Origin of the sequence: Sulfuricurvum sp. RIFCSPLOWO2_12_FULL_43_24, assembly GCF_001829605.1 — a bacterium.
In the GTDB taxonomy this organism is placed as follows: Bacteria; Campylobacterota; Campylobacteria; order Campylobacterales; family Sulfurimonadaceae; genus Sulfuricurvum.
The window spans coordinates 15,982-39,547 of record NZ_MIBT01000049.1; the positions used below are offsets into that span (position 1 = coordinate 15,982).

The following is a 23,566-nucleotide window of genomic DNA, read 5'->3' on the forward strand; positions in this document are numbered from 1 at the left end:
ATTATACGATACTGACAGAAACGCTATCTTCGACTTTTACGACTACCGTCGAATCGCCGCTGTTTGAATACACATTAAACATATGTTGCTGTCCGTTGATTATTTCGCTAGATGTACCAGAAAGGCTCCATGGCTGACCGCTTATGCTATCCAAGGAAACAGAATCACTACTGTCACCCAAAATGTAAAGATCATTATCCACATCGGTCATATCAATAACGTCCTGCAATCGAATATTGGTCAACTGATGATTGTCTGCCGCTCCATTTGCCCCTAAATCGATCACTTCGATATTTTTAATAGGGTTATTGGTACTATTTAATGCTGCAAAATTGATCGCTGAACCGTCCATACTCATCAAGAAGGTATCGAATCCGTCTCCACCATCAACTCTTCCAAGTCCCGTATCCCCACTTAAAGTCGTTCCGGTTGCACTGTCCGTCTGCAAATCACTGATCAGAAGATCATTTCCTGCACCGCCATAGAGAGCATCTGCCCCTGCACCGCCATCGAGTTTATCATTGCCATCACCACCGTTGAGTACATCCGTACCTGCTCCGCCGGATATCCAATCGTTTCCTGCATTACCGCTGATCGTGTCGTTTCCAGCAAGTCCACTGATAATATCATCATTACCGGAACCACTGAGAGTTGTATCGGCATTGGCCGTTCCGGTCGTTGTGGCCGTTCCCGGATTGACATTGACATTGAGCGTAATTTGTCCGGTTGAGCTGTCTCCGTCGTTGTCGATGAGCGTAAAGCCAAATACTTCGGTTACGGTACCTGAAATGCTCATTGGAGGAGTATACGTATAATCTCCAGAGTCCAGATCGATCACATACAAACCGTCATTCGCCGTCGTCACACTCAATACGTGAGTCGTCGAATTATACGTGGCGGTATTGGTACCGCTACCGGAAGAAGCAACCGTATTGGCTGTTGTATTCCATGTAAACGTTGTTTGAGCCGCTCCGGTTCCGACGGTAATCACACCGACATACCCTCCATCCGCACCGACAGCACCCGGTGTCGCGCTGGTAAGAACGTTACCCGTTGCGATCGGATCGATCGTACTCAAAAGTACCTGTGTCAATTGCGATACATCCGGTACAAGAATTGCCAAAGATGAATCATTCGTTCCCGTTACGCCATTATAGGCAATCGGATCGAGATATGCCATATCTGCTGTACTCAAACCATCCCCGATACCCAATGCATAGGCTTTAATATCGCCGTTATTGAGGAACGTTGTCCAAATCGTCTCTTCCGCAGTTTGGATACCGGCATCGGCACCGCCACTCGTTCCGTTGGCATTATTCGCCAATACTGAAGTACTACCGTCATTTTCATTCGGCTGACCGTCCGACATGAAATAAACGACGTTTTGAACCGTATGTCCGCTGTCAATCGTCAGCTTGCCGGCGGTTTTCCACGCATCCATCGCCTGTGCCAATGAAGAATCGTAGTTTGTCATTCCTCCTGCTGTAATACCGGCAAGTAATGCGATAGCATCCGATGCACTCATCCATACACTGTAACGATCGGTCGCCGTTGTTGAGAAAGTCACGATTTTAACCGCCACATCTCCATAATTATCATATGCATTGATCAAATTTGTAATCGCTGTTTTCGCTGCGGCGAGACGGTCAACACTTCCGCTCGTCATACTGCCCGATACGTCAAGAACAATCATCACATTTGTATCGATCTGAGCTACATTGACCGTATTGGTTTGTGTCGAAGTCACCGGAGCATCATCTTCGATATTAATGGTCAATGCTCCGGTAGATAACGCTGATCCATCCGATGCCGTAACACCTACACTAAAGGAGTTAACATCTTCAACTCCAACCGTCGCATGATCAACCGGACCACTCAGATTTACCGTATAGTTGCCGCTATTGTCGATACTAATCGTCATCACATTAGAACCGTTGGCACTACCTACCAACGTATTGGTTCCTGCACCACTCCAAGTGATTGTCACTCCATCTGAAGTCAATGTCGTTGTCGGAGCGGTTAATGTAACACTTACCGATGCACTATCGACATCGGTAATATTAAACGTTCCGGTTGCCGTTGTAGCATTGGTCGTATCGGACGTACCCGTCGTATCAGCCAATCCTCCTGCAAGCCCCTCTTCCGATACATTGACGCTAACGGCAGCATTAGCGAATACCGGAGCATCGTTATGCGGTACGACAACGATGGCAATGGTATCGGACGCAGAAGCACTCGAACCGTTCGAAGTCTCGGTAGCAGTTGCCGTAATGGTCAATGTCACCGTTGTCTGTACTGTGACCGTCGGTACTTCCAAACTCACTGCGGCCAAGTTCCAACCTGTTACATTCGCTACGGTCGAACCTGCCGATGCGGTAAACGTATTGGTGCCGTCAGTAAGGGTATAACCAGCTGGAATTCCACTGATAGTAGTACTCAATGTCTCTGATCCATCGGTATCGACAAGTGCCGATGAAGCATCTAAATCAACCGAACGATTGTCATCTGTCGTAATTGTTGTCGTTGAACTCGCTGTTTTCTCAAAGCTGATGGAGTGAATCAGATAATCATCTCCGGAACCTACCGCTCCAAATCGGATTTCATTAAATACGCCACCTTCATTTGGTTGTAACGTAATAGCAGGATCAACAGAGTCACTTCCACCATTGTACGTGCGGGTTCCGACTAATACACCGTTGTTATAAAACTCGATCAGTGCCGTTTCTCCCGTACCATATGAGTGTTTCCACGCAAATGAAACGTCGACGGAAGAAACTGCATTATCAAACTGAACTACCAATTTTTCCGAACCGGTACCATTGAGATAACCAATTTCAGTATTATCACCTGATGCAACACCGGTAACACCGAAACCATCAGGAGTCGTATGGGTACTGATCACTCCTGTTGAGCCATCAGGATTCAATGCGCTAATGGTAAATCCATTCGTATTCGTTGAAACATTCGCAATATTTATAACTTGTGTCACAACTCCTGTTCCTGCAATATCAACGATCGGCGTATCTGCAATCGCTGTAATCGCCACAGTGGTCGTATAAGAGCTTGCACTCCATACTGTTCCATCGTTGACGCTAAAGGTAAACGAACTGTCCGCATCCGTGTGATTGATCGGATCGAATGTCAATAATCCGCTCGTAATCGATGCTACCGGAATCACCGTACCTACCAATACGGCTGTACCGTTTAGATAAAGCGTACCGTTCGTTGGCAATGAATCGATTCGGATTGATGACAAGCTGTTATTGTCCGCATCATTATACGTTCCAAAATCATTTACCGATACGGTATACACATTTGTCGTATTGTTCAAATCTTCCAGAATCGTAATCGCATCGTTGGTCGAAGTCGGTGCATCATTTACAGGTGCAACCGTAATCGTCACCGTTGCCGAAGAGGTATCCCCATCAAGATCGGTAATCGTATAGGTGAAACTGTCGGTTCCATTCCAGTTTGCCACAGGTGTATAGGTATACGTTCCATCCGCATTGACTACCGCTGTGCCATGGACAGCCTGTGTCGCCAACGACCAAACGTTTCCGCCATCCAAAGAAATCGTGTCGTTTGTTTTAAGATCTCCGGTAACAATCGGAGTATCTTCATTGGTTGTTGCCGTATCATTCACCGCTTTCGGAGCCGAATCAGTTGTAGGAGCAGTCAATGTAACATCAATCTGCCCTGCTGCCGTATCACCGTCTGCGTCAACCAGCGAGTAATCGAAACTCATCGGGATGTCCGAATAATAGTCGTTCGCTGTAATTGCAGAGAATGCAATACGGAAATCACCGGATGATGCATCACTGATCTCAAGACTCGTAAAATACAATGCACCGTTTTGAAGCGGAATCGTAAACGGTATATCCGTATTTCCGCTTCCATTCATACTTCCCGAATAGGTTATCGTATCGCCCGCCGCATTGATCGCCGCCGTGACCGTCCATGAAAGAGTATAAGCAGCACTACCTTGTCCTTCGACGAGCATATCCATGCCGCGAACCTGCCCATATGAACCCGATGGATCGGTAAACGTCATATTAAGTTTGTCACCCGTATTGAACCAGTTTCCGCCGACCCCGATCCAATTATTATTCGTGTTAACGGTTGACACACTGCCATCGGATATTGTAGCGCTCATACTGTCGATTAGGAAATTACCGAATGCCAGATCGAGATGATCGATATTCCCCCCACTAATAACGGTATAAGTTGAAGCGGCACCTTCTTGTCCCAAACGTCCAAGCGTATTGAGTAATTCGAAGCTGTATTGCGGATGATTGTTCGCATCGACCGTATTTGGATCGATCGTTACACGGAAGATCAACGTTCCATCGGCAAGCTGCCCACTCAAAGTACCGTTGCCTTGATCGACATAATAGACCGGTTTTCCGTCAAATACTAAATCAGGCAATGTCGATGTATTCCAAACCACGCTCGTGATATCGTTCGAAACGGTTGCTTGAGACAAATATCCGATCTCGCTATAATCGCCGTCATTTTCGGTCGTAATCGTTCGATCACCCGACACGCTCGGTGCATCATCGTATACTGTTACGGTAAACGGAGCAGTACTGATACCACCGACCACACTCATATCAAAATTCAAGACTTTCGATTCACCCTCTCCTTGAACTGTCGGCAAATGATCGATTCCGCGAAGCTGTGTAAAGGTGTATCCCGTATTATCCGCATTTACCGTTACGGTAAAGACGGTTCCTTCACTCGAAGAAGCAGTCAACGTTTTTGTTGCCGCATTCCATGTATACGTTACAGCTTGATTGTTTGACGTTATACCGCTTGCATTACCGGAAAGAACAACCGTATCCGCCGCTCCGACATTCTGAATCGTTCCGTTTTGCACAATATCATTAGCACTACTTGCATCTCTATTTTCATTGACATAATCATCGTCTGAAATAACACTGGAAACAAGCGGTGCAGAGTCATTATCGGTAATAGTGGCGGTACCCGTCGCGCTTGCATTGCTGGTTGATCCCGCTGTTCGTGTTGCAGTGAGGGTAAATGTTTCACTGTTTTCATCCAGCGTATCATCGACAACCGGTACACGGACCAGAACCGAAGTGCTTCCTGCGGCGATCGTAGCACTTGTAGCTGACATCCATGTCGTACCTCCGTCAGTAGATACCTGCAAATTCGTCGTATAATCCTGCGGTGATACAGCGGTTCCGTTGGTCAATGACAGATTAACTGTCGTAGCACTTGCCGATTGATTCGACAAAGAAACCGTAAAGACAGCATAACCGCCGTTTTCGGCTACCGATACATTGTTGACAGAAAGTGCCGGCATATCTTCAGTATCGGTAATCGTACCTGTTACACTGTTGGATGTCGTATGTTGGGCAACCGCTTCAAATTTATCGCCGCTTTGGGTAATTGTCCCTATACGAAGAGTATATCCTTCACTTCCCTCATAAACCAAATCGTTCAAAATTGCATTCGAAATATCAACACCGCTTGAACCGGCAGTGATTGTGACACTCGTCGTACGTGCAGCACTATAGTCACCTGATGTAGTTGTATCTACACTGTATAACAAACTCACGGTTACACTTCCGCCTGTCGGTACCGTTACGAGATTCCCGTTACTATCTACCAATTCAATTCTATGATTCAATGCACCGTCACCACCGGTTTCAGTCACCGTATCGCTATTAACCAAACGTACGTAGACCGTATCGTTGCTTGTCGGTACTTCCGGTGTCGGAGGATTGATGCTGCCCGCGTCGGTGATGGTTCCCACACCTTGGAGGTCGTTACCGCTGCTTGCCACGTTACTTGAGACGTTCGAGAGGTTCATCAAGAACGTCTCGTTCCCTTCTTTGAGGAAGTCATCGCTGATCGGTACCGTGATCGTGGTCGTCGTAGCACCCGTCGCAATACTTCCGCTGCCGCTTACCGCCGTGTAATCCGATCCCGCTGCCGCGCTGATCGGAGCATTATTCGCCGATGCGTAGTTGAAGCTCACCGGTGCCGTTGTCGCGTGGCTGAGGCTTACGGTGAAGCTCATGGTTCCCGCGTCTTCGTTCACGGTGACGTCGTTGATGCTGATACTTGGTGCGCTGTCATCGTCGGTGATGGTCGCCGTGACGTTTCCGGAGGTCGCATGGACCGCTACCGCTTCGAACTCGCCGGTGTCCTCGACGCTTTGAATAGTGGCAACGAAGGTCTCGTTGTCGTAATCGACATCTTCGTTGGTTTGGACGGTGAACGTCGCGTTGGCGCTGTTGGCCAAGATGGTGACGATTTGGGTCGTTGCGACGTAATCTCCGCTCTCTGCCGTGCCGTTAGAGAACACCACGGTGACGTCGGTATCTTGGGTCGGTGTGACCGGATTGCCGTTCATGTCTACGAGACTCACGGTGAAGTTGCCGGTAACATCCCCCTCGGTTGTTGCTCCCGGTCCGCTGATGATCGCGTAGACCGTATCGTTTGCCGTCGGTACTTCCGGTGTCGGAGGATTGATGCTGCCCGCGTCGGTGATGGTTCCCACACCTTGGAGGTCGTTACCGCTGCTTGCCACGTTACTTGAGACGTTCGAGAGGTTCATCAAGAACGTCTCGTTCCCTTCTTTGAGGAAGTCATCGCTGATCGGTACCGTGATCGTGGTGGTCGTAGCACCCGTCGCAATACTTCCGCTGCCGCTTACCGCCGTGTAATCCGATCCCGCTGCCGCGCTGATCGGAGCATTATTCGCCGATGCGTAGTTGAAGCTCACCGGTGCCGTTGTCGCGTGGCTGAGGCTTACGGTGAAGCTCATGGTTCCCGCGTCTTCGTTCACGGTGACGTCGTTGATGCTGATACTTGGAGACAATGTTACAATAGGAATATTTTCTTCTTCCACAATTACTGGTCTAAAAGGTCTAGATTCAATCGCAGGTTCCACAACATCGCTGCCAGTGAAATTTAATGATGTTCGTACATCTTTAACCAATCCATCACGATCATTAAAAGTATCACTTGCATGTTCTTGGTTACTCAGCGTCTGACCGGCTGCTGTTTCATCATCTCCATTCGTAGGTTGACCGTCACGTAGATCGGTCTCGACATTGGTAATATTTCCACCGGCAAGTGCTAATGCATCTTTGACAGAGTTCACATAAACAACGGCATCGTCATGGCTAAAGATACCTTTGAGCAAAGATGTATCGAAATTAAGAGCTCCATTTCCGGCGATTACGAGATCTCCGGCCCCTTGAAGTGTTACGTCGATAATGATTTGAGCATTACTAGGATTACTTTTTGAACCATAGACAAGTTCACCTTCGTGAATAGCTTCACCCGCTTTTAACTGATGAACATTCCCTTTTGCATCTTTGACAAAAAAATTGCCGTGTTCCAATGATTTTACGTATCCGATTACTCGTGCCATGACTATCCCCTACGATGAGAAATTTTTATAATTGTAAATTCTACCGTAGAATAAAAAGCAATACTATTGTACTTAGGTACTAATTGCGGATAAAGTTAGGCGTGCAGGAGAAGAGAGAGGGCAAGACGATCTTTTAGATCGAGTTTTTGGTAGATCGAAGTTGCGTGTGCTTTGACTGTTCGAACCGTAATATCCAGTGAATCCGAAATTTCTTGGTGGGTAGCTCCATCACCGAGCATAAGGGCAACTTCACGTTCACGATGGCTTAGAACATCCAGTATTTTCAAGGATTTTTCTTTTGGGATATTGTGCTCGCGAATTTGCGAAATCATCATCGTAATAAAATCAGGATGAAGCCATATTTTTCCCTCTTCAAGGGCTTGATAAACGGAGTACAAATGAGATTCATGCATCATCGCATTACCATAGCCCATTGCCCCAAGTGACAAAAACTTTTGTGATTCGTGAAAATTAGGGGTAATAGAGAGAATCATGACACGATGTTTGAAAAATTCTCTCAACACTTCATCCGACATATTGTCTAATACACGATCCAATACCATAACAATCGATGAGGCTTCTATATCCGATGAAAATACAGAAAGAGTTTTAGGCTGCAAAGCACTCAAAATTCCGATCCATCGTGCACGCAACGTGATATCATTCGAGATTAAATACAACTTCACTTATCGCTCCGTAAACGTATATTGTTTGGCTTTTAAAATCGGTTTTAAAATGTACTCTAAAATCGTTTTTTCGCCGGTAATAATATCAACATTGATCATCATCCCGGGGATGATTTTGAGGGGTTTTTCTTTACTTCCAAGATATTTTTTATCCGTTTGAATTTTGACGACATAATAAACATTGTCATTTTTATCCGTTACCGTATCCGGACTGATCGTAACCACTTTTCCATGCAATGATCCATAAAGTGAGAAATCATACGCTGTCACTTTTACAATCGCATCCTGCCCCGGATAGATAAAAGCGATATCTGCAGGTTTAACTTTCGCTTCCGCCAGCAATCCCCCTTCGGTTGGGACGATTTCGATTAGATTATCACCCGGTTTAATAACTCCGCCTACCGTATTAACGTAGAGTTTTTGAACGATACCGTTAATAGGAGATTTAATCACGGTACGGGTCACTTGGTCGGCCAAAGCGGAACTCTCAGCACCGACACGACTGTACTCCGTTTCAGCTTCATTCAGTTCCATCTGTGCTTTCATTGTAAATTCAGAGCGTACTTCACGCATTTTGCTGCTCATCTCATTGATTGCCGCATTGAGTCTTGGGATAGAAGAGAGAACCGCATTATAACGCTCACTCACATCACTCAATTCACGTTGAAGTTTCAAAAATTCAACACGAGGCTTAATCCCTTGCGCCACCATTGGCTCAGAAATCGCCACCTCTTCACGTATCAGTGCAAGAGCGCGTTTTTGCTCCATAATACGTCCTTGGGCTTCGATCTTTTCATTTTTCTTTTGGGCAAGTTGATCATTCAATGCCGAAATTTGAGAACGGAGACGCTCTTGATTTGAGCTGTAGACACTTCTCTCTTGCATAATCTGCATCGGAATTTTTGCCATATCATCTGCTGTAGGAGAAAAAGCCCCACCGGAAGATTCAGCACGAAGACGTACAATTTTGGCTCTCAGTTCAACCGATTTAAACTGGGAACTCTCATAGTTAGAAGAGGATTTTAAATTGTCAACTCGAAGCAAAGTATCATCTGCTTTAACTTTTTGCCCCTCTTTAACCATAATCGCACTCACCATCCCCCCTTCGAGATGTTGAATCATTTGATTTTCACCGCCGGGAATAACCTTGCCATCCCCACGTACAATTTCATCGATCGGAGAAAGTGCCGCCCATAATAATACGAAAATAATCGTTACAATCCAAAAAAGGAGAACAGAACGAAGACGTGATGGAGTGTCTTCCAATACTGCGGCGGAAACACTGCGCATAAACTGATAATCATTGGCATCAAAAGAGAACCGTTTTTTTTCACTCATACGACACCTCCTGAAAGTTTCGCGATTACCTGCTCTCGTGGACCATCCAGATATACTTGCCCCTCGTTCATCACGATAATACGATCAACTAATGGGAGAATCGTATTTTTTTGTGTAATCAAAATAGCGGTTTTATCCTCCAAATAGCTTTTTAAATTCGCAATAAGACGATTTTCACTCAACTGATCCATCGCATTTGTCGGTTCATCCATAATAATAATCGGTGACTCAAACAACAATGCACGAGCGATACCGATACTTTGGCGCTGACCACCTGAGAGGCCCATCCCTCTCTCACCAATTGGCATTTCATACCCTTTAGGGTGTTTACGGATAAATTCATCTGCACCCGAAATCACGGAAGCACGAATCATCTGCTCATCACTGGAGCGGGTTGAACGATATGCAATGTTGTCTTTGACAGATCCTTTGAACAGGGCAATATCTTGGGAAACATACGAAATATTTTTACGTAAATCCGCTGGATCAATCTGTTTAATATCAATACCATCCAGTAAGATAGACCCTTCATTTGGTTCATAAAGATGGAGTAACAATTTTGAAATTGTACTTTTCCCTGACCCGATACGACCGATGATTGCTACTTTTTCACCCGGCTTCACTGAAAATGAAATATTTTTTAATGCACTATGGGACGATTCATCATACGCAAAACTGACGTTTTTAAATTCAATTTCCCCTTTAAGCTGGGGACGGGTAATGAATTTTTTCCCATGCGGGCGTTCGGATGGCTGAGAAATAATTCCTTCAATTGCATCATACGCTGCTTTAGCATCCGAATAATTAGCGATCAATGCCGCTGCTTGCCCCATCGGAGCAACTGTGCGTCCGGCGATAATAATAATAGCAATAAGACCACCCATTGTCAGTTCATGTTCACCAATGAGATAAACGCCGACGATAACCAATAAAACGGTAGTAAGCTGCGTTAAAAAACCGGTCACGGTAGAGATGGAAGTAGAAATCAAACGTGATTTCAAACTTCTTTGAGCAATCTCTCCGGTAGCCTCTTCCCATGCCCATTGTACTTGACCCGTAGCCCCTAATGTTTTTAGGGTTTCGATATTTTGCAACGCTTCAATCAAAATGGAACTTTTGGCTGCGGAGGCTTTATGGGTCTCTTCAATGCTCTCACGCAGTGGATTACGCATAAAAATCGCGTATCCCAAAATAAGAAGCATCATCACGATTGGGACCACAACCATCCATCCGCCGATGTAGCCGATAACCAATAAGAACAGTAGAGCAAACGGAAAATCAACCAATGCCGTCAAGGTAGCATTGGTCAAAAAAGAACGAATGGAGTCAAAATCTTTTAAATTACTCGCAAACGAACCGACCGATTTTGGATGGGAGATCATTTTCAAATCGAGTACTTTTTCAAAAATAATTGACGACATAATAATGTCACTCTTTTTACCGGCACTCTCCAAAAGCATTGCACGGGTAAATTTTAAAAACGTATCTAAAACATAGACGACCAACACTCCGATGGCAAAAACCCAAAGAGTTTCAGTTGCATTATTCGGGATAACACGGTCATACACACTCATTGTAAAGAGAGGACTTGCCAAGACAAAAAGATTGACCAAAACCGTTGCATAAATCACATCACGATAAATATTTTTGGAAAGTTTCAACGTATCCCAAAACCAATGTTTATGCTTGACATTGAGGGTTAAGGAGTCATCTTCATTATAGACAAATGGCTTTTTGACGAGGAAGGCAAAGCCTGTATACTCTTCTTCGAGCATTTCCATAGGAATCGTCTCTTCGATAGCCTCTTCTGCCGGAAGAATAATTTTGCATTTTTTTCGATCGTGAGAAATAGAATCTAAAATACACGCATGGGAATTTTCCAATAACAAAATCATTGGAAGCTGAAGAGCAGAAATATCAGAAATTTTGCGGTTAACCAAGGTACTTTTTAAACCGGCTCGGCTTGCGGCACGGGAAAACATACCTTTGGAAGATTTTAAACTAAAAAGACGAAGGGCCCCACCCCATGGTGCACTTGGCAAACCTGCCATGAGAGCTTCTGCGGTAAAAGGTTTATGATAAAGCTGCGTAAACAATACCAGACATTGCAACAATGGATCAACGCCGAATGCTGCTCCTTCCGGATCTGCAATCCGCCCTTCTATTTCCTCATTCATTCACATTAACCTTAATATAAAAATATAACCACGCGCACGATAGCAAAATGATTACTAGAATTATTCAATTATCTCGTTTGTATTTGTCAATCTTACGATCCGCAAATATAAGATTTTCGATTTTATCATCGTTATCGAGATGATTATCCAATACGACCAATCCTACTTTTTGCGTATTGGCTTCGGCTTTTGAACCCAAAACATTTTGAACCATTGATCCCATCGCATCTAAAATACGATAATGGGCAAATAAAAGGTCATTTTCAGCACGTACGATTTGTGATTGTGCCGCTACATGATCGTTTTGTGCAACCAACAGATCGAGTAAGGTTCGGCGACCCAAATCATACTCTTTTTGATAGAGTTCAAGGGTTTTAGCACTGGTCGCTTCGTAACGTTTCAGATGATCAAGCTGTTCTGTTAGATAATGACGTGCCGACCATGAAAGTTCACCCTGCTCATCCAGCTTTCGGACAGTTTCCCGCTTATTTTCAGACTCTTGATAAATTTTGCTCAGATTTTTCTGGATTTGAGACTCATCCGCACCACCGCGATAAAGATTGTATTTAAGCGTCAATCCAAAAGCGCGGCGATCATCATTCCCCTCTAATCCACCTGCATCGTTTGCCCAACTTTGACGAGCATATGCATCAATCGTCGGATAATAATTTTTATACGACGCTTCACGCTGAGCACGAGATGCTTTGATATTATATTCACTAACCAATACTGATGGGTTGTGTGCACGTGCATACTCTTTCATATCACTGAGAGTTGAGGGCATAGAACCTTGAAATTTGCCGTCTTGAAGCTCTTCAACTTTAACGGATCGGCCCAATACACGTTCCAAATTAAACAATGCATCATCCACATTATTTTTAGCCACGACATAATTAGACTTTGCCAAGGAGAGAGAAGTATCGGCTTTTTCAGATTCAGAACGAGTTGTCATCCCTGCTTCATAAAGCTTATTGACTTTTGTATAGATATCAGTGTTAAAATCAACATTTGCTTTAGCGATACAGAGTAAATCACGTGCTTTTAAAGCATTGATGTAGGTATTGGTAAAGTTATAAGCCGCATCATTCGCATTTTCGATATAGTGGTTTGCCGCAGACAAAATACGTGCTTTGTTATAATCAGCTTCATACATCGTGCCGAAACCGTTGAAAAGATTTTGAGTCAGTTGCAATGAATGTTCATAGGTTGTTAAAGAACGACTTGCAAAGCCTGTACTCGGAGATTTGGTTCTCTCACGTGCAATTGAACCGGAATAATCGAGCGTCGGAAGGTATTGTGCTTCTGTTGTTCGTAAATCTTCAAGGGTTGCACGGTAGTTATGCAAACGTTCCAAGACAACCGGATGGGATGAGAGAACTTCATCAACCCCTTCTTGCAATGTTAATGCATTTAAGGATGAGAATGCACACAACGATAACGTTACGGCTACTTTTGAAAAGGTATTATTGTGATACTTCATAACTTAGTAATCTCCACTACGATTGTTTAAAATAAGTTCATATTAAATCTCAATGATTAGAGTAGCAACTGATTCATGAAAAACCACTTAAAGAGTTATCTTCAATGTATACAAAACTCTGATTTTCATCGTCACGGTCAGAATTGTATACCTTACCTATCTCATTCACATCGCAAATTTAAAACAATATCCGTAAAACAGTTCCACATCCACTGTTTTCAAACTGTATATTATCACCTAAATGTGGTTCAAATGTCCTCAAAGCATATTTTTCAATATACAAAGCGAAATAAGAGTTAAAAGCCATTATACTGTACATATAAGTAAAAAATTTAAGAAAGGGATTTGATGCGGTTTATATTGCTCTTTCTTATCATTCTTTCCATTCCGCTTTGGTCACAAAGAAATCTCAATAAAGTCTCTATTCAACTGGATTGGAAATACCAATTTCAATTCGCAGGTTTTATAGCTGCCAAAGAGAAGGGATTTTACCGTGATGCCGGTTTAAATGTCGAATTGCGAGAATACCAACCTAATATTGATATTATTTCAGATGTATTGACACAAAAAGCAACGTATGGAACCTATAATTCCAGTATCGTTGTCGAAAATTCTCAGATAAAACCATTGGTATTACTGGCTACCTATTTTCAGCAATCTCCTCTCATTTTTGTTGCTAAAAAAGGGATAAAGCACCCCTCGGATATCATAGGTAAAACCGTTATGGGGACCAAAGATGAGTTGAAGTACAGTAACCTAGCCCTTCTCTTCAATCATTTCGACATCTCCTCCAAAAATGCCCGTTTTGTCGATCATACTTTTAAGATCGATGACTTTATCCACGGGAAAGTGGATGTCATGAGCGCATTTCGCTCCAACCAGCTTTATCAGCTTGATAAAATCGGTATGCAATATGAGATAATCGATCCTACAGACTATGGTTTTGTTATGAGTGCCGTTAACCTTTTTACCTCACCTCAAGAAGCGGTTGCGCACCCTGATCAAACGGAAAAATTTATCAAAGCATCCAATGAGGGATGGAAATACGCACTAACCCACCAAGATGAAATCATCAACCTCCTGATTGAAAAATACCATTGCGGGAAATCGCGTGAAGCCCTTCTTTTCGAAGCACAAGAGACCAAGAGGCTGATGATGACCGATTTTTATTCAATTGGTCAGACCAATGAAGAATTAGTCTTACGTGCCTATAAGCAGTTGATGTATTCAGGAACTTTGAACTCAGAACAAAAACTGGGCAATTTTATGTTCAACGATATTCAATCAGCATTTAAAAACGGTATCGATTTAACCCAAAAAGAAAAAGAGTATTTACTCCAAAAGAAAACTATCCGTGTCTGCGTTGATCCTTACTGGTTTCCGCTTGAAGCCGTAGAAGAAGGCAAGCATATCGGTATTGCTGCGGATGTGATGAAAGATTTTGAACATAAACTTCACATCCCTTTCGAGCTTGTCCCTGTAACATCATGGCAAGAATCGATCAATCATGCCAAAAATCGTGAATGCGATATATTTTCTCTCGCTTCCAGCACACCGGATCGTCTGAAATACATGAACTTCACCTCTGCTTATATGACCCTTCCGATTGTGATGGTGACAACCTTGGATAAACTCTTTATTGATGAGATCGGAACACTCGAAGGAAAAAAACTGGGAGCGGTCAAAGGGTATGCCATTACGGATAAACTCAAATCACTCTATCCCAATCTCACCATTGTTGAAGTAGCTTCCATGAAAGAGGGGCTCAAAAGAGTCGAAAGTGGAGAGCTATATGGGTATATCGATACCCTTAGCGTTGTATCAGCATCGATTCAAAAGGAATATAACGGCGTTTTAAAAGTATCTTCCAAACTCAATGAGGAAACTAACCTTGGAATAGGAACCCGAAATGACGAACCGATACTGCATGATATTTTTGAGAAATTGGTACACAGTGTTAATGAACCGATGATGCAAATGATTTATAATCGATACACTGCAGTTGTACATGAAACCAATCGCTATTTTTGGCTGCTTCTTTATCTTCTTGTGGCAACGGGGGGATTAAGTATTATTGTCATGCTGTGGAACTGGCTGTTACAAAAAAAAGTCACTGAACACGTCGCAAAAAACACTGAACAAGAGAAACTATTGTTTCAAAAAGCCAAACAAGCGGAACTGGGTAATATGATTGCCAATATATCCCACCAATGGCGCGAACCGCTCTCAAAATTAAGTTCCATCAATCTACTTACCATGGCAAAACTCAAAGTAGCACAAAGTATTGATGAACCAACCCTCCTCAAACAATGCGATGAGATCGAAAAAACCATCGATTTTATGTCCCATACAATGCAAAGTTTCCTCGAATTTTACAAAAAAAACGATGTTTCCGCCCCTTTTAATCTGATGGAATCCATTCACGCTTCCCTCTTTATTATCGAAACGAAACTGTTGGATAACTTGATACAGATCACAATAGAAGGCGATGAGAATGTTGTGATTTCAGGGATAAAGAATGAGTGGATGCAGGTTTGGCTTAATCTGATGAATAACGCCATCGAAGCATTAAAAACTCGGCAGGTACCAATGCCTTTAATCACTATTCGAATTACCGATAACGAAATATTATTTTGTGATAATGGCGGAGGGATGGAGTTGAATACTTCTATGAATGGGTTAGGACTTCAAATGTGCTATGAAATCACCTCAAAATATCATGCAAAACTGCTACTCGAAAACAACGATTCGGGATTATGTGCACGAATTCTTTTAAGATAAAATTTACGTTTTAAGACGATATCCGATATCGGGAATCGTAAAGACAAAATTTTTACCAAAACGGCGGCGGATTCGCAATATAAAATTGGTAATGGCCGAATTGGACATCTCATCAAACTGCCAAACTGATCCGTTAATCATCTCTTTAGTAATAAGACGGTCACGATTTTGGGAGAGAAGTTCCATGAAAAGAGCCTCTTTTTTATTAAGGGTATGGGTAATACCCTCTTTCTCCAAACATTTATTCTCAATGTTATAAAACCATCCCTCTTTTAACTCAATTTTTTCCATTTGGTGAATTTCAATCATCTCTAGACACTGCTTTAACACATTAATCAGCATCTCATATTTAATTGGTTTAAGCAGATAAGCTGTAAGACCGAGGGGAATGGCACGAAACAAAAATTCTTCATCTTTATGCCCGCTAATAACAATTATCGGTATTTTGGTATTTTTCTTTCTAAAATCTCGTATAAAATCGAGCCCGTTTTCATTTTTAAGTTTAATATCGCAAATAATAATATCAATAAGATTAGAATGGAGAATTATATTGGCTTCCGATATGCTTTGTGCATGATAAACGTCTTGGACAAACACGTGCAATAGATCAATACTATTGGTGGCAAATTCAATATTATCTTCAAGAAAGAGGATCGCTTTATCTTTGAGACGTTCAAGCATCCCTTATCTCCGTTTTAATTTTAATTTACTGATTTTATCCCATACGCATCGCAAGAATATCTCAAAATTGAAGGTTTTATTAGCACTTACCAAAATAAACTATTTTTACACCTATGTTTGCACTTTTGAACCACATTTGTATGTTACAATATTGGCAATTAAAAGTAAAAAGGAACTATTCCTCTAATGAAAACTATACCTTCAAATTTGCAATCTTCAATAGCTCTAACAGCGTTATTGATGGGATTTACCGTTCATGCACAGGCGGCAGAGCAAAAAGTCTCTTATTTCGACGGTAAGGAAAATCGTACCATGTCGGTAGAGAGCGCAAATTTTGCTCCAACACACCCTGATTGCTGTTTAGAGAAAAAAACGCTTCCTGTTGCAGCGGCGGTTCCAGTTGTTAAAAGTGAAGGAGATGCAGATGGAGACGGTGTCGTTGATTCAAAAGATCAATGTCCTGATACCCCAAAAGGATATCAAGTTGATATCAAAGGGTGTCCGAAAAGTGTCACACTACACCTGAACTTTGCATTTGCCTCCAACCTAATCCCTACATCTGCCGCTCAAGATGTTATTGATCTCACAAATTTTATGAAAAACAATCCCGCTTCAAATATCACGATTGTAGGACATACTGATATTATCGGAAATGATGAACGAAATCAGCCCCGTTCCGAAGCTCGCGCACGTGCATTAGGTGATAAATTGATCACAAACGGTATCGATGCCAATCGTATCAAAACCTCGGGTAAAGGATCGCATGAACCGATCGCTACCAATGATACCGATGCAGGCCGTGCACAAAACCGCCGTATCGAAGTCGAAATTCGTTAATTTATCTGCCTCACAATTTCCCTTGATGGGAAATTACTCTTTAAAATAGTTTTCTGATACTTCTTTTAATCGTTGGTAAATTTTCTCAAAATCGGTCGAATAAACTCGTGTTTCGGCTATCGAGGTGATAAAGTTTGTGTCTTTCTCCCACCTCGGAACCAAATGCAGATGGATATGCTCAGCAATCCCTGCTCCCCCTGCACTCCCTAAATTCATCCCGATATTGACACCGTGTGAGCCAAAGCTCTCTTTGAGCATTTTTACACCGCGCTGCGCCAAAGCGGTGATATGCAGCCATACTTTTGGCTCAAGTGCTTCTAGGGAATCGGTATGATGATGGGGGATAATCATAAAATGGCCGGGGGTATAAGGGTAGCGGTTCATGACGATAAAACAGTGCTCATCCCGATAAAGAACATGGAGCGATTCATCATGGTCTGCATGTGTGCTGATATGACAAAACACACACCCTTCACTCTTTTCACCGCTCACGTAATCGTTTCGCCATGGGGCGTATAAAATATTGTCCATACTAGACCTTTTAAGTCCGTTCGCCCTGAGCCTGTCGAAGGGTAGCTAACCCGTGGTTCGACAAGCTCACCACGAACGGAAGTGGTTTAAATAAAATTCGGTGCGTCATTGGCGAACAAAATGATATCACCTGCACGGGTCACTTCACCTAAAGTTTTTACCATTTGCGATTTATCAGAGAGCATAATTTTTTGAGGGACATTGAGCTCTTTATCAAATTGCGCCGCATTGAGTGCCCCTGTGATGATCGCAATATCAAATACACCGTTAATTGCACGGATAAGCTCGCTGTTAAGCTCTTCCGTGCTCTCAACCAATCCCGGTGTCACGATTACTTTGCGCCCATTATGCAGCGAGCAAAGGCGCACCCCTTCCAACATTCCGTCAATATTGCCGTTGTAACCGTCATCAAGGATGATTTTACCCCCCGCATCGATCCGCTCAAGACGGTGTTCGACACTTTTGAGTTTTTCAACGGCTGAGACAATTTCATCCGAGCTCATCCCCATCTCCTGCGCAATCAAAATTGCCGCATTGATGTTGATCGTTTGGAAACCGCCGAGTACAGAGGTATGAAAATGACGATTTTCACCGTTTACGCTCACATCAAAATCAAGCCCCTCCAAGGTTGCCTCAAGATTATGGATATCATCCCCGAAAAAGGTGACCTTTTCATGCGGTTCATCCGTCACCGAGGTATGGATAAAGGCCCGTTTGAGGCGGTTTGACTGAATAATTTCAAGTTTGGTACGCTGAATACGCTCCAACGTTTTAAAATACTCCAAATGTTGAGGCCCCACTTTCCCAACGACGACAATCTGAGGATGAAGAAGCTGTGCAATGGCATAGATATCGCCGATCTCACGCGCTCCCGCTTCACAAATATAGACTTGGGTATTGGACGGGAGCGATTCGTTAACATCACGAATGATACCGCCGAGCGTATTAACACTGCGCGGGGTTGCATAGACATTAAATTTTTGACCCAACACCTGAGCAATAAAGTTTTTCATCGAAGTCTTACCGTAGCTTCCGGTAACGCAGATAATGGTTAAATCAGACATCGAAGCAATTTTACGCGACGCTTCACGCTTATAGGCCAAAAATAAAAACTTCTCAACTCCCCATGAAAGGAGATAGGTCAAAACAAGCGGAAAAATAACACTGTAACTGCTTGAGTATCCTTTGAACATGATAAGAAGATTCAATAAAACCGCTATCGAGCCCAAAAGGATGAGAAATCGTTTGACACGCCATGTCAAAATCAGTTTTTTATCAAGACGTTTAATCCACACACCAAGGAGGGGAAGATACGCTAAAACAACGTAGAGAGAGTATTCTCCTGCCATATAATAGAGGATAAAAGGGACAATAAAATAGATAAAATGCCAAGAACTTTTATGGTGACGCAATACCACCCGCTCAATCCGATAATCGTACCATTGTAAGTTGGTAATGAGATACCAACCCAATGCCATTACAAAAATGATATTAGCGATAAACGGGACCATTTGTGTCAATTCCATACTCTCTCCTTAGTGCTCTAAACTTTTTAAAACGATTTTTTCGATCTCCTTGGCAACGGTAGCACCTTGTTCCAAAAAGAAGTAGTGATCCCCGTCAAACTCAACCACTTTTGAGTCAGAGATAAGCTCGGCAATTTTATGCGCTGTCCACATCGGTGTTGCCGTATCCTGATGTCCGAAACAAAGCAAAGCTTTCCCTTTGTAAGCACGAAATTTTTCGCTGAAATCTTCGTTCACAACACTTTTAAACGTCTCATACATCGGTTGCGATAATCCTTGCGCATCTGGGGCAACGAAAAAGCGGCGTAGCTGTGTAAGACCAGTCAGTTTCAGCAGTTTGAAGAGGGCAATTTTCGCCCGAATTTTGAACGGTTTAGGGACAAGTATCCCCGCAGAACCGACCAATACTAAATATTCCGGGTTCAAAAGTGTAGCCACTTTACCGCCGAAAGAGTGACCTAAAATAATCATTTTATCCGCTTCGATTAATGAAATAAAAGATTCCAGAATCGTTGCATAATCTTCAGTAGTCAAGGACATATTGCACGTTGAGTTTCCAAAACCGGGCATATCGATGTAAATATGGCGAAACTGCTTGAGATGAGCACCGAAAGCGTGTTTCATCAGATTTTTATGAGAACCCCATCCGTGCAGAAAAATAATATCGTAATGGGCACTCGGATTGAGGATCTCATAGCTGATGGAAAACGTATGCTGTTTGTATTGAACGCTCTTAACTGCCACGCTTATTTCCCTTTGGCTTGAGAAATAGAATGGATATAATCGTAATTGACCCGAATCGCTTTTTTATCCGGCAATGATCCAAGCAGTTTGTGGATAGAGCTGCTAAAATCTTCAAAGAGATAATTTGCCATTGACCCCGGAATCGGGTTCACTTCGTTAAGATAGACTTCACCCTCGATCTCAAAGAAATCGCATCGGATAAGAGCTCCTTCGAATAACGGCAGGTAAATCGTTTTAAATGCATCACGCAATTGCTGAACCAACGTATCACTTACCGCTGCTTCGGCAACGTTTCCTGAGCGGGAAAAATCGAGGTATTTTTTCTCAAAGTCTAGGAACTCAGCTTTTTGAGGCTCTTCAACGATCGAGTAGGTAATCTCTCCGCGTGCGCTGAAACCGGCAAGATTGTACTCTTTAACACCCGAAATAAACGGCTCGATCAAAAGGACATTATCAAATTCAAACGCCACATCAAGCGCGTAATCAAGTTCTGATGCTTCACGAACGATACTCACCCCGATTGAGCTTCCCAAACGGGCAGGTTTAACGATAAACGGATACTCAGTGGTAATAACTCTTTTATCCTCTTTATGAAGGACCTCATACGGCAATGTTTTGACACCGAGTGAAGCGGCGAACCACTTAGTATAATGTTTGTCAAAACTGAGCATGGACGCCTCTTTGCGAGGACCGATGAAAGGGATATGAAAAAAGTCCATCAATGAGGCGATAGAGCCGTCTTCACCGTCGCCACCGTGGATCAGGTTGAGGATAGGCATCTCATGTTTTTTGCTTCCGAACATTCCGCGCTGTTCAAACCCGCCGTTGGTGAGGAAAATTTGGGGCATCTTGCGATGTTCACCGCGTGAGAAGGTGATCGCTTTCATTTTTGCGCCGTCAATAAGATAAAATTTATGATCTTGATCACAAAAAATAAAACTGAGTTCGAAACGCTTCTCTAATTTTTCTTTTACCGTAATCGCACTTACAATGCTGATTTCATGTTCATAACTTGCTCCGCCGAATAAAATGGCTAATTTCAATGTGTATCCTTTTAGAGTTTTTGGAGTTGTTTTAACGCTTCTTTGACTAACGTCGGTGTGTCCGTTGCATGTGACTGACTTAAAGCCTTGGCAATCTGCTCTTTTTTGAATCCAAGTGACTCTAACGCCATCATGGCTTCCGTTGTAGCAGAATTTACCAATGGGGCCGTATTTAAAAGAACGGCATCGAAACCGGCTAATTCAACCATAATCCGTGCTGCACTTTTAGGCCCGATTCCCGGAACTTTTTTCAACGCATTCACATCTTTAGATGAAATAATACCCGCAAACTGCTCCGGCGTAAAGGTCGAACAGATAGCAAGAGCAGCTTTTGGCCCGATTCCGTTGATTTTCAGCATTCCCTCAAAGAGGATTTTTTCACTTTTTTCGGCAAATCCATAGAGCTGTTGAGCGTCTTCACGGATGACATGATGAATATGCAATCGTGTTTTTGAAGAGCCGATCGTGCTATAGGTATGCAATGAGATAAAAACCTCATAAATGACACTGTTGACATTGAGATGAACCGACGAGGGCTCTTTGTAATCAATAATTCCTTCTAATCCGACGATCATGACGATAACACCTTAATGGTAAATTCTCCATCTTCATCCTCATGCAATCCCAGTATCGTCTCATCCGAATTGTGACTTGGAACGTACATCACTTCAATAGGGGGATCAATCAGTTTAAAAATAATCTCATTATGATTTTTCCAACGATCATGGTTGATAATCCGAGCATCGAATATTCCGCTTTGGAGTGCCGTATGTTTTTCACTCAGCCACGCATACTGATCTTCTTTTGTTTTTAATTCACTACGGAGTTCGTCCATTTTTCCTTTAAACTGCTGATGCTGTTGGTACTTTTCGACAAAAGCGCTTGGCATTTTAATACCGTTTTGTTTATAGTGAACCAATTTGTGTTTAAGTTCCTCCATCGCCGGAGCATTTTCACGCCATGTTTGCTCGTATCCGGCAAGCTCTCGTTTAATATCTTTAATCGATTTTTTTGCCAGTTCCATTTTTTTGGATTGTTCTGAGAGGTTATCAATCGATTCATTCAGCAGAGGATCGATGATAAATTGGTTTTCTCCCCCCTGCAAAGCTTTGATCTCGATTTTATGTGATGCCGTCATTTTGACGTGAGAACCCAAAAGTTCAATCGTAATCTCACGCGCACGAATTTTTCCACCTGTTGCTTGACGAATAAAGACCGTTTCTGCGTCAACGATACCGTGTTCAAGTCGAGTGATATTGACCGTTTTACCGTACGCCGTCCCTTTGTGAATATTGATACTTAGTTCATCGGCAGTGATCGTGGCACTCTGATGGACTTGCCCCTCTACGGTTGCTTTTTTGGCGGTAACTTTCGCATTAGAACCGATATTTCCATCGATATTGATGACATTAACCGTCACTTCCATCCCCATACCGATAGCATCTTTCATCGAATCTTTTTCACTTACATTGATGGAGACATCGGCATCGAGCTGTGTATCGATCGATCCTGTCGTTCTAAAACTGATCTCTTTAACGTCCACTTCGGTTTTGATATCGTAAATACCCCCCTCAAAAGTGACGTATCCCCCAGCAGCTGCTCGGTATTCAATCGAATTTTGAGTATCGATCACTGCGATTTTTTCACCTGTACCGAAGGTTGGCTCAAATTTAATAATCGGTTCTTTAGGAACAATAAATTCTCCACGACAATTTCGCCCGTTTTCACCCTTACGTGCCTTAACGTACTCTATCAACAGTTCATCTTTGACCACACTGATCACAAAACCCCGTTTTGAATAGTCAATCCTGTCATGTTCTTCCTGTTTTTTTCGTTTGGCTTCAAAATGGAGAATCAGCTTGTCGTTGATCGTTTCAATCGGTTCATGTCCTTGGGCTATCAGATAACGTTCCTGTTCTTCAAAACGGTATTCGCCCAAAACACGGATTTTCGCTAAAAGTGCCTCAAGATTTGAAAGCATCATCGAGTCAAAAAGATTGATCATCATATTGGCCCGAAGTTTTTTCTTATTGACCAGGTGGAGAAAGTCTTGCTGGAATTGGTCGTAGTATACGGCGTCACTCCCCGCTTTTATGGTTAAATAAATTTTACACAATGTCGTATTTCCACCGATGGAAATATCAATCGTATCCAGCAGTGAAGGTTTGCTAATCAGAAAAATTTCAATTTCGTAAATTTGTTTGAGTTCAAATTTTGGATTTAACAAAAGATCCTCTGTTAAATCTCTGGCTTCATCCGAAGAGAGTTCAACCCAGTCATCGGAAGGACCGTTAACGATGGTTCGGCTAAACGTTTGGGTATCAAGAAGATTAAAAT

The 23,566-nt window shown here is 42.9% G+C and carries 14 protein-coding genes; 2 read left to right on the top strand and 12 right to left on the bottom strand.

Annotation, left to right across the window (positions count from 1 at the left end; genetic code table 11):
- Position 1: 1 nt before the first annotated feature.
- From A3G19_RS04925 to A3G19_RS04945, 5 genes are all read right to left on the bottom strand, one after another.
- On the bottom strand, positions 2 to 7,405 hold the full coding sequence (locus A3G19_RS04925; protein WP_294870889.1) for a Calx-beta domain-containing protein: 7,404 nt from the start codon (positions 7,403 to 7,405) through the stop codon (positions 2 to 4).
- Positions 7,406 to 7,500: 95 nt separating this feature from the next.
- Positions 7,501 to 8,091 carry a LuxR C-terminal-related transcriptional regulator gene (locus tag A3G19_RS04930; protein ID WP_015653912.1) on the bottom strand — a complete coding sequence of 197 codons (591 nt, stop codon included), beginning with the start codon at positions 8,089 to 8,091 and terminating at the stop codon, positions 7,501 to 7,503.
- Complete coding sequence (locus tag A3G19_RS04935) at positions 8,092 to 9,429, bottom strand: HlyD family type I secretion periplasmic adaptor subunit (RefSeq protein ID WP_015653913.1); 1,338 nt, start codon at positions 9,427 to 9,429, stop codon at positions 8,092 to 8,094.
- Positions 9,426 to 11,606, bottom strand: coding sequence for a type I secretion system permease/ATPase (locus A3G19_RS04940; protein ID WP_015653914.1), 2,181 nt, complete (start codon positions 11,604 to 11,606; stop codon positions 9,426 to 9,428). The genes A3G19_RS04935 and A3G19_RS04940 overlap by 4 nt, the downstream gene beginning before the upstream one ends.
- A 64-nt stretch (positions 11,607 to 11,670) precedes the next feature.
- Positions 11,671 to 13,086, bottom strand: coding sequence for a TolC family outer membrane protein (locus A3G19_RS04945; protein ID WP_015653915.1), 1,416 nt, complete (start codon positions 13,084 to 13,086; stop codon positions 11,671 to 11,673).
- A 348-nt stretch (positions 13,087 to 13,434) separates the two neighbouring features.
- Here A3G19_RS04945 and A3G19_RS04950 point away from each other — a divergent pair, with 348 nt between their 5' ends.
- Positions 13,435 to 15,867, top strand: a complete 2,433-nt coding sequence (locus tag A3G19_RS04950) for an ABC transporter substrate-binding protein (RefSeq protein WP_294870891.1) — start codon at positions 13,435 to 13,437, stop codon at positions 15,865 to 15,867.
- A 3-nt stretch (positions 15,868 to 15,870) separates the two neighbouring features.
- Here A3G19_RS04950 and A3G19_RS04955 read toward each other — a convergent pair whose 3' ends face one another.
- Positions 15,871 to 16,548: a response regulator gene (locus tag A3G19_RS04955; protein ID WP_294870893.1), complete on the bottom strand. Its 678-nt coding sequence runs from the start codon at positions 16,546 to 16,548 to the stop codon at positions 15,871 to 15,873.
- A gap of 186 nt (positions 16,549 to 16,734) precedes the next feature.
- On the opposite strand from A3G19_RS04955, the gene A3G19_RS04960 reads away from it, so the two are divergent.
- Positions 16,735 to 17,385: an OmpA family protein gene (locus A3G19_RS04960; RefSeq protein ID WP_294870895.1), complete on the top strand. Its 651-nt coding sequence runs from the start codon at positions 16,735 to 16,737 to the stop codon at positions 17,383 to 17,385.
- 33 nt (positions 17,386 to 17,418) lie between these two features.
- Here the strand turns inward: A3G19_RS04960 and A3G19_RS04965 are convergent, their stop codons facing one another.
- From A3G19_RS04965 to A3G19_RS04990, 6 genes are all read right to left on the bottom strand, one after another.
- Entirely contained in the window at positions 17,419 to 17,916 is a 498-nt protein-coding gene (locus A3G19_RS04965; protein ID WP_294870897.1) for an HIT domain-containing protein, read from the bottom strand.
- Between the two features lie 86 nt (positions 17,917 to 18,002).
- Complete coding sequence (gene murF / locus A3G19_RS04970; protein ID WP_294870899.1) at positions 18,003 to 19,442, bottom strand: UDP-N-acetylmuramoyl-tripeptide--D-alanyl-D-alanine ligase; 1,440 nt, start codon at positions 19,440 to 19,442, stop codon at positions 18,003 to 18,005.
- Positions 19,443 to 19,451: 9 nt separating this feature from the next.
- Positions 19,452 to 20,186 (bottom strand): alpha/beta hydrolase, encoded by a 735-nt coding sequence (locus A3G19_RS04975; RefSeq protein ID WP_015653921.1) that lies wholly within the window; start codon positions 20,184 to 20,186, stop codon positions 19,452 to 19,454.
- A 2-nt stretch (positions 20,187 to 20,188) separates the two neighbouring features.
- Positions 20,189 to 21,229 carry a D-alanine--D-alanine ligase gene (locus A3G19_RS04980; RefSeq protein ID WP_015653922.1) on the bottom strand — a complete coding sequence of 347 codons (1,041 nt, stop codon included), beginning with the start codon at positions 21,227 to 21,229 and terminating at the stop codon, positions 20,189 to 20,191.
- 11 nt (positions 21,230 to 21,240) lie between these two features.
- Positions 21,241 to 21,804 (bottom strand): Holliday junction branch migration protein RuvA, encoded by a 564-nt coding sequence (gene ruvA / locus A3G19_RS04985; RefSeq protein WP_294870901.1) that lies wholly within the window; start codon positions 21,802 to 21,804, stop codon positions 21,241 to 21,243.
- Positions 21,801 to 23,566: flagellar assembly protein A (locus tag A3G19_RS04990; RefSeq protein ID WP_294870903.1), on the bottom strand; the 1,766-nt coding region annotated here is incomplete at its 5' end. The genes ruvA and A3G19_RS04990, both read right to left, overlap by 4 nt.